Below are 7,972 nucleotides of genomic sequence, written 5' to 3'. Positions count from 1 at the left end.
CTCTCGGTCAGTGCTGTCCGGGGTGACGGTAGCAGTCGATCACGACCGGTCTAGACCAAAGTGCCGAGTCTGTTCCAGCGGGGCACGCCGGACCGGGCGCGCAAGGGCTCGGCGAGGTCGGTGAGGGCGCGTTCCAGGCCGTGGAGGTGGGCCAGGGCGGGCTCGGCGGGCGGCCGGGCCGCCGTGGCCGTGAGGTGTGACGCGTCGCCGTCGGTGAGTGCCTCGACCGCGGTCTCGACGCGCCGGCAGGCGGCGGCGAGGCGGGCGTCGTGGGAGGCCTCCGGGTCGGCGACCACGGCGACGAGGCCGCGGATCTCGCGGGCGCAGTCGTCGAGCAGGGCGAGCACGCGGCGGGCGCGGCGCTTGCGGCCGAGTACCGGGTTCAGCGGGTGCACGAGAGGCGCGACGGACAGCCGTACCCGGCCCAGGAGTTGCTCCAGTTCGGCGACGCGTCCGGCCGGGTCGGCCGTCGCGGAACCGGCGAGGCGGGCGGCGGCCTCGGCGGTGCAGGTGTGGACGCAGCGCAGGGCGCGCTGGATCCAGGCATCGGTGGTGGTGTGGGTGGTCACGGGGAGCACGAGGAGGACGGCCAGTACGGCGCCGAGCGCGCCGACGCCGGTCTCCGCGAACCGCAGCGCCAGCAGGCCGGGGTTCAGGACGCCGAGCAGGCCGTAGAGCAGTTCGGCCATCAAGGTCACGGAGAGCATCATCCAGGTGTAGGAGACGGCGGCCGAGTAGAAGATGCCGAAGACGCAGGCGGCGACCAGGATCGCGGTGGGGACGGGGGCGCCGTGGACCGGTACGGCGACGAGCAGGCCCAGGGCGATGCCGAGGACCGTACCGAGGACGCGGCGGAAGCCGCGGACCACCGTCTCGCCGCGCGAGGCGGTGTTCACGAAGATCCACCAGGTGGCGCCGACGGCCCAGTACCAGCGCTGTCCGGACACCAACTGGCCGACGACAAGCGCGAATCCGGCGCCGGCGGTCGCCTGGACCGCCTGCCTCGTGGTCACACGGGCGAGGCCGCGACCGGCGGTCGGGGCAGGTACCGCGGTCGGAGGCAGTCGGCGTTCGTAGCACCAGAAACCGAAGCGGACCGTCGCCGCGGTGAGCACGGAGAGGCCGACTGCCGTGTAGAGCGCGGGTAGTTGGTCGGTGGTCGCGTGCAGGAACTGCGCCACGAAGAAGGTCATGAACGCGAAGACGCCGAGGCTGTGGCCGCGCGGTCCCCAGCGGCGCGCGTAGACACCGGCGCCGACCACGGCGAGGAAGGTGAGGTCGCGGGCGACGGGGTGGTCGTGCAGTCCGGCCGCGGCGACGAGCACCGGCAGGCCCACACAGGGCAGCAGCGCGGTGGTGACGGCCTGCCCGCGCACCGTGGCGTCCGTCACCGTGAACAGGGCGAGCAGCGCGGCGAGACCGCCGGTGACGGCGCCCGCGAGGGACTGCCCGGTCAGCGCGCAGACGACGACGGCGAGGCCGATGCCGAGGACGGCCCGACCGGCGAACCGCAGCCGCACGCGCCCCGGGTCCGGAGCCACGAACACCCTTTTCAGCACTGCTTCCCGCCCCCTGCGCGTACCTCTGGACACCGGCATGAAAAAGGCGCCGCGGAGGTCCGCAGCGCCATCGACGTACCCATGAGAGCATCATCGGGGCGACTGGCTCAAGTGGCTCGCGATTGGGTGGGCCATTGGCGCAACTGCATTGTGCAGGGCCATTGGTACAGTCCTCCGTCATGAGCGTGGATGAACTCGACACCCGCATCCTGAGGCTGCTTCTGGAGCAGCCGCGTACCAGCGTGCGCGAGTATGCCCGTCTGCTCGGCGTTGCCCGCGGCACGCTCCAGGCGCGGCTCGACCGGATGGAGCGGGACGGGGTGATCACCGGTACGGGACCCTTCCTCTCCCCCGCCGCGCTCGGGCACCCGGTGCTCGCGTTCGTGCACATCGAGGTCACCCAGGGGCATCTCGACGAGGTCGGGGACGCGCTGGCCGCCGTACCGGAGATCGTCGAGGCGTTCTCGATCACCGGTGGCGGGGATCTGCTGACCCGGGTCGTCGCGCGGGACAACGGCCACCTGGAGGACGTGATCCAGCAGCTGATCAGCCTGCCGGGCGTGGTCCGCACTCGCACCGAGATGGCGCTGCGCGAGCGCGTCCCGCACCGCCTGCTGCCGCTGGTGGAGTCGATCGGCCGCGCGGCCGGCACGTGACCCTTGGCATCCTGAACCCATGAGCGATCTCGGCGGCCTCTCGGTCATCTTCGATCTCGACGGAACACTCGTGGACAGCGAGCCGAACTACTACGAAGCCACCCGGCAGACCCTCGCCGAGCACGGCGTCCCGGACTTCACATGGGCCCAGCACGAGCGCTTCGTCGGCATCAGCACCCAGGAGACCCTCGTCCTCCTGAAGGAGCGCTACGGCTTGAAGGCGCCGGTGGAGGAGCTGCTCGCGGAGACGAACCGCCGTTATCTGGCGCTGGCGCGGGCCGCCACGCGTGTGTACCCGGAGATGCGGAAGTTCGTGGAGCTGCTGACGGGCGAGGGCGTGCCGATGGCGGTGGCGTCGGGTTCGTCGCCGGAGGCCATCGAGGCGATCCTGACGGGCACCGGGCTCGACGCGGCGCTGCGGACCGTGGTCTCGGCGGACGAGGTGGCGCGGGGCAAGCCCGCGCCGGACGTCTTCCTGGAGGCCGCGCGCAGGCTCGGGGCGGCTCCGGCCGACTGTGTGGTCCTGGAGGACGCGGCTCCCGGCGCGGCGGCGGCGCACGCGGCCGGGATGCGCTGCGTCGCGATCCCGTACGTGGCCGCGCAGTCCGACGCCCCCGAGTTCGCGACGGCGGGGCTGCTATTGCGGGGCGGGCAGGCGGAGTTCAGCGCGCAGGGGGCGTACGACTGGCTCACCGAGGACTGACCGCACGCCTCAGGACACCCGCAGCACGCTCTTGCTCCGGTCGCGGTGGATCGGCTCCCCCGAGCCGGTCAGCGGTACGCCCGAGCCGCCGTTACGTACGGCGACGATCTCCGCCGCGATGGACAGGGCCGTCTCCTCGGGCGTACGGCCGCCGAGGTCGAGGCCGATCGGAGAACGCAGCCTGGCCAACTCCCGCTCGCTGATGCCGACTTCCCGGAGCCGTCGGTTGCGGTCCTCGTGGGTTCGGCGCGAGCCCATGGCGCCGACGAAGGCGACGGGCAGCCTCAGGGCCTCGCCGAGGAGGGGGATGTCGAACTTGGCGTCGTGGGTGAGTACGCACAGGACCGTGCGCTCGTCCGTGGCGGTGTGCTGGAGGTAGCGGTGCGGCCAGTCGACCACGATCTCGTCGGCGTCCGGGAAACGGCTCCGGGTGGCGAAGACGGGCCGGGCGTCGCACACGGTCACCCGATAGCCCAGGAACTTGCCGGCCCGCACCAGCGCCGCCGCGAAGTCGACGGCACCGAAGACGATCATGCGGGGCGGGGGCACGCTGGACTCGACGAAGAGGGTCAGTCCCCCGGGGCAGTGCGAGCCGTCCTCCGAGATCTCGACGGATCCGGTACGGCCGAGGTCCAGCAGCGCGCGGGCCTGGGCCGCCGACGTGCGGTCGAGGTGGGGCCGGCCGGCGCGGGGACCTTCGTGCGGTCGGTGGCGGCCGCTCTCGTCCGCCTCGCCGAGGCCACCCGCGTCCGCCCTGCTCGAACCCCCCTCGCCCGGGCCGTCCGCGTCCCGCGCGCCGAGGCTGCCCTCGTGCCTCCCGTCGGGATACACCAGCAGCGCCCTGCCGAGCAGTTCGGCCGGCCCCCTGGCCACCCGGGCGAGCGCCACCGGCTCGCCCCCGGCCGCCGCCGCCAACCCCGCGGCGTACACCGGGTCGCCCGCACGCACCGGCGTGACCAGGACCTCGATCACCCCGCCGCAGGTCAGGCCCACGGCGAAGGCGTCCTCGTCGCTGTAGCCGAAGCGTTCGCGGACCGGCTCGCCGTCCTGGAGTGCCCGCACGCACAGGTCGTAGACCGCGCCCTCGACGCAGCCGCCGGAGACCGAGCCGATCACCGTGCCGTCGGTGTCGACGGCGAGCGCGGCGCCGGGTGGGCGCGGTGCGCTGCCGCCCACGGTGACTACGGTCGCGACGGCGAAGTCCCGGCCGTCCCGCATCCAGCGGTCCAACTCCTCCGCGATGTCAAGCACGTGGCGCCCCGCCCGCGGTCAGGACCCGGTCGGGGCGGATCGGCAGGGCACGGTGGCGGACGCCGGTGGCGTGCCAGACGGCGTTGGCGATCGCCGCGGCGGTCCCTACGACCCCGATCTCGCCGATGCCCTTGATGCCGACCGGGTCGTCCGGATCGGGGTCGTCGACCCAGTCCGCCTCGATGGCCGGTATGTCGGCGTTGGCGGAGAAGTGGTAGTTGGCGAAGTCGGGTCCGACCTGGGCGCCGGACGCCGTGTCGCGGACCGCCTCCTCGTGCAGGGCCATGGAGATGCCCCAGATCATCCCGCCGACGAACTGACCGCGCGCGGTCAGCGGGTTGACGATGCGCCCGGCGGCGAAGATGCCGAGCAGCCGTCGTACCCGGACCTCACCGCTGGCGACATCCACGGCGACCTCGGCGAACTGCGCCCCGAAGGAGTGCCGTTCCTTCTTGGCGAGCGCGGCGACGGCCTCGGCGGTGTCGCTGCGCGCGGTGATGCCGTCGGGCGGGATGTCGCCGCCCAGGGCCAGTTGTTCGCGCAGGTCCGCCGCGGCCCGCATCACCGCCCAGGCCCAGGAGCGCGTGCCCATCGAGCCTCCCGCGAACATCGCGGCTCCGAGGTCGCTGTCCCCGATGTGCACCCGGACCCGGGCCGGCTCCGTCTCCAGCGACTCCGCGGCGACCAGCGTCAGGGCGGTGCGGGCGCCGGTGCCGATGTCCGTCGCGTTGATCCGCACGGTGTAGGTGCCGTCCGCCTCCGCGGTGACGGCCGCCGTGGACGGGCCGACCCCGACGTGGAAGGTGGCCGCGGCCATGCCGGTGCCGAGCAGCCAGCGCCCGTCGCGGCGCACGCCGGGGCGGGGGTCGCGGCCGGCCCAGCCGAAGCGCCGGGCGCCCTCGTCGAAGCAGGCGAGGAGGTTGCGGCTGCTGAAGGGGAGTCCGGAAACAGGCCCCACCGTGGGTTCGTTGCGGACGCGCAGGGCGATCGGGTCGAGTCCGCACTTCTCGGCGAGTTCGTCGAGCGCGGACTCCAGCGCGAAGGAGCCCACTGCCTCCCCCGGGGCGCGCATGAAGGTGGGGGTCGGCAGGTCGAGCCGTACGACCCGGAAGGCGGTGCGATGGGCGTCGGCGTCGTACAGCGGGCGTCCGAACGCGGCGCTCGGTTCGACGAATTCGTGCACGGTCGAGGTGAGGCTCAGTGCCTGGTGGTCGAGGGCGCGCAGCCGGCCGTCGGGGTCGGCGCCGAGCCTGACACGCTGGGTGGTGGGGCTGCGGTAGCCGACCAGGGAGAACATCTGACGGCGCGTCAGCACCACGCGGACCGGGCGCTGGAGAACGGTCGCGGCCATCGTGGCGGCCACCTGGTGCGGCCGTACCCCCTTGGATCCGAAACCGCCGCCGACGTGTTCGGACCGCACCCGCACGGCCGCCGGGTCGAGGGAGAAGAGTTTCGCGAGTTCGCCGGCCACCCACACGGTGCTCTGGTTGGAGTCGACGACGTCGAGCCGTCCGGCCTCCCAACGGGCCGTCGCGGCATGGGGTTCCAGTGGGCTGTGGTGCTCCTCGGGTGTCGTGTACTTCTCGTCGACGACCACGGCGGACCGGTCGAGGGCGTCCTCCACGTCGCCCTTCACCACCTCGGCCGGTCCGACGGGCGAGCCCGCCGGCAGGTAGGCGTCGGGGTGCCCGGCGTGGAACGCGATGTCGTGCGGCTCCTCGTCGTAGTCGACCACCAGCGCCTCGGCGGCCTCCCTGGCCTGCTCGGACGTCTCGGCGACGACCAGCGCCACCGGCCAGCCCACGTACGGGACCCGGTCGTGCTGGAACAGTCCGAGGGCCGGGTCGGGCGGGCCCACGACACTCATGTAGTCGGTGGTGACACGCGGTGCGTTCTCGTGGTGCAGGACGGCGAGGACTCCGGGCATCGCGAGCACCGGGCCGGCCTGCACGGCGCGGATGCGGCCTCGGGCGACGGTGGACAACACCAGCCAGCCGTGGGCGAGTTCAGCGAAGGGGAAGTCTCCGGCGTAGCGGGCCGCGCCGGTGACCTTGTCCCGTCCCTCGACGCGGGTGTGGGCGGTTCCGAAGGCACCCGTCGGCCGGACGGCCTGAGTCGTGGTGGTCATCGAGCGGTCTCCTCGGCGAGTTCGGTCAGTACGGCCACGACGAGATTGCGCAGCAGGGTGACCTTGTAGGCGTTGTCCGACAGGGGCTCGGCGGCGGCCAGTTCGGCGTCCGCGGCCGCCATGAACGCCTCGGCGCTCGCCGGTCCCCCGGTCAGCACCCGCTCGGCCCGCCGTGCCCGCCACGGCCGTGACGCCACCGCCCCGAAGGCCAGCCGTACCTCGCGCACGACACCGTCGCGCACGTCGAGGGCGGCGGCGACCGAGCCGATCGCGAAGGCGAAGGAGGCACGCTCGCGCACCTTCCGGTAGCGGGAGTTGGCGGCGACCGGGGCGGGTGGCAGCGTGACCCCGGTGATCAGCGCGCCCGGCGGCAGCGCGGTCTCGCGGTGCGGGGTGTCGCCCACGGGGAGGTAGAGGTCCGTGAGCGCCAACTCCCCCGGCCCGGCGGCGGTTTCGTACGACACGACCGCGTCGAAGGCCGCCAGCGCCACCGCCATGTCGGAGGGGTGGGTGGCCACGCAGTGCTCGGAGGCGCCGAGGATCGCGTGGTTGCGGTGCTCGCCCGTCAGCGCGGGGCAACCACTGCCGGGGGACCGCTTGTTGCAGGGCTGGGTCACGTCGGTGAAGTAGGCGCAGCGGGTGCGCTGGAGCAGATTTCCGCCGACCGTGGCCATGTTGCGCAGCTGTCCGGAGGCGGCGGCCAGCACCGCTTGGGCCAACGCCGGGTAACGGAGCCGCACTTCGGGGTGCGCGGCGAGGTCGCTGTTGGTGACGGTGGCGCCGATGCGCAGGCCGCCGTCCACCGTCGCCTCGACGCGGTCCAGGGGCAGTTCGCGCACGTCGACGAGCCGCGTGGGACGCTCCACGCCGGCCCTCATCAGGTCGACGAGATTGGTGCCGCCGCCGAGGAAACGGGCGTCGGGCTCGGCGTCGAGCAGCGCGACCGCGCCGGAGACGTCCAGTACCCGCCGGTACTCGAACTCCCTCATGCCGCGGCCTCCTTGACGTTGCCCTGCTCCTCATCGGCCCGCGGCGCTTCCGTCCGCCGCGCCTCGGCCGCCCGGGCGACCGCCTGGACGATCGACACATACGCGCCGCACCGGCACAGGTTGCCGCTCATCCGCTCCCGGATCTCCTCGGCGGTGAGGGGTGGCGGCCCCGCCTCGGGCCGTACGTCGGCGGTGACGGCGCTGGGCCAGCCCGCCGCGTGCTCCTCGATCACCGCGAGGGCCGAACAGATCTGGCCCGGGGTGCAGTAGCCGCACTGGTAGCCGTCGAGGTCGAGGAACGCCTGCTGCACGGGATGCAGCCGGCCGTCGTCGGCCAGGCCCTCGATGGTGGTGACGGCGCGCCCCTCAGCGGCCACCGCCAACTGGAGGCAGGAGACGACCCGGCGGCCGTCGAGCAGGACCGTGCAGGCCCCGCACTGCCCCTGGTCGCAGCCCTTCTTCGTGCCGGTGAGGTCGAGGTGTTCGCGCAGGGCGTCGAGCAGGGTGGTGCGGTGATCGACGGGCAGCGTGTGCTTCTCTCCGTTGATGTTCAGGGTGATGACGCTGGACGTCGATGGGGCCATGATCAGCCTTCTCTCGCGGATGGGGGGCGCGTCGGAGTCGGACGAGGAGATCCGTGAGCCCACGGGTCGCACGAAAATGCCGGTCGGCTATCGGTCCAGCCG

The 7,972-nt window shown here is 73.1% G+C and carries 7 protein-coding genes; 2 read left to right on the top strand and 5 right to left on the bottom strand.

The window, feature by feature from the left end; genetic code table 11:
• Positions 1–50 precede the first annotated feature (50 nt).
• Entirely contained in the window at positions 51–1,559 is a 1,509-nt protein-coding gene (locus tag AC31A1_RS17025) for an FUSC family protein (protein ID WP_489654125.1), read from the bottom strand.
• 179 nt (positions 1,560–1,738) lie between these two features.
• On the opposite strand from AC31A1_RS17025, the gene AC31A1_RS17020 reads away from it, so the two are divergent.
• Both AC31A1_RS17020 and AC31A1_RS17015 read left to right on the top strand, forming a co-directional pair.
• The gene (locus AC31A1_RS17020; RefSeq protein ID WP_393753578.1) at positions 1,739–2,215 is read left to right on the top strand and encodes an Lrp/AsnC family transcriptional regulator; all 477 of its coding nucleotides are present in this window, start codon (positions 1,739–1,741) and stop codon (positions 2,213–2,215) included.
• 19 nt (positions 2,216–2,234) lie between these two features.
• A complete protein-coding gene (locus AC31A1_RS17015; protein ID WP_489654124.1) occupies positions 2,235–2,918 on the top strand; it encodes an HAD family hydrolase in 684 nt (227 codons plus the stop codon).
• A 9-nt stretch (positions 2,919–2,927) separates the two neighbouring features.
• Here AC31A1_RS17015 and AC31A1_RS17010 read toward each other — a convergent pair whose 3' ends face one another.
• Genes AC31A1_RS17010 through AC31A1_RS16995 form a run of 4 tightly spaced genes read right to left on the bottom strand, consistent with a single transcriptional unit; the run spans position 2,928 to position 7,870 of the window.
• On the bottom strand, positions 2,928–4,169 hold the full coding sequence (locus tag AC31A1_RS17010) for an XdhC family protein (protein ID WP_489654123.1): 1,242 nt from the start codon (positions 4,167–4,169) through the stop codon (positions 2,928–2,930).
• A complete protein-coding gene (locus AC31A1_RS17005) occupies positions 4,162–6,297 on the bottom strand; it encodes a xanthine dehydrogenase family protein molybdopterin-binding subunit (protein ID WP_489654122.1) in 2,136 nt (711 codons plus the stop codon). Before AC31A1_RS17005 ends, AC31A1_RS17010 begins: the two co-directional genes overlap by 8 nt.
• Positions 6,294–7,286, bottom strand: a complete 993-nt coding sequence (locus AC31A1_RS17000; RefSeq protein ID WP_489654121.1) for an FAD binding domain-containing protein — start codon at positions 7,284–7,286, stop codon at positions 6,294–6,296. The genes AC31A1_RS17005 and AC31A1_RS17000 overlap by 4 nt, the downstream gene beginning before the upstream one ends.
• The gene (locus tag AC31A1_RS16995; RefSeq protein WP_489654120.1) at positions 7,283–7,870 is read right to left on the bottom strand and encodes a 2Fe-2S iron-sulfur cluster-binding protein; all 588 of its coding nucleotides are present in this window, start codon (positions 7,868–7,870) and stop codon (positions 7,283–7,285) included. Before AC31A1_RS16995 ends, AC31A1_RS17000 begins: the two co-directional genes overlap by 4 nt.
• Positions 7,871–7,972 lie beyond the last annotated feature (102 nt).

Source organism: Streptomyces sp. P5F9 (assembly GCF_057961495.1).
This window is presented reverse-complemented; position numbering and strand designations above follow the sequence as displayed.

Excerpts from the sequence above, each read along its gene's own strand:
- AC31A1_RS17005 (WP_489654122.1), bottom strand. The coding sequence starts at position 6,297 with ATGACCACCACGACTCAGGCCGTCCGGCCGACGGGTGCCTTCGGAACC.
- AC31A1_RS17000 (WP_489654121.1), bottom strand. The coding sequence starts at position 7,286 with ATGAGGGAGTTCGAGTACCGGCGGGTACTGGACGTCTCCGGCGCGGTC.
- AC31A1_RS17020 (WP_393753578.1), top strand. The coding sequence starts at position 1,739 with ATGAGCGTGGATGAACTCGACACCCGCATCCTGAGGCTGCTTCTGGAG.
- AC31A1_RS16995 (WP_489654120.1), bottom strand. The coding sequence starts at position 7,870 with ATGGCCCCATCGACGTCCAGCGTCATCACCCTGAACATCAACGGAGAG.
- AC31A1_RS17015 (WP_489654124.1), top strand. The coding sequence starts at position 2,235 with ATGAGCGATCTCGGCGGCCTCTCGGTCATCTTCGATCTCGACGGAACA.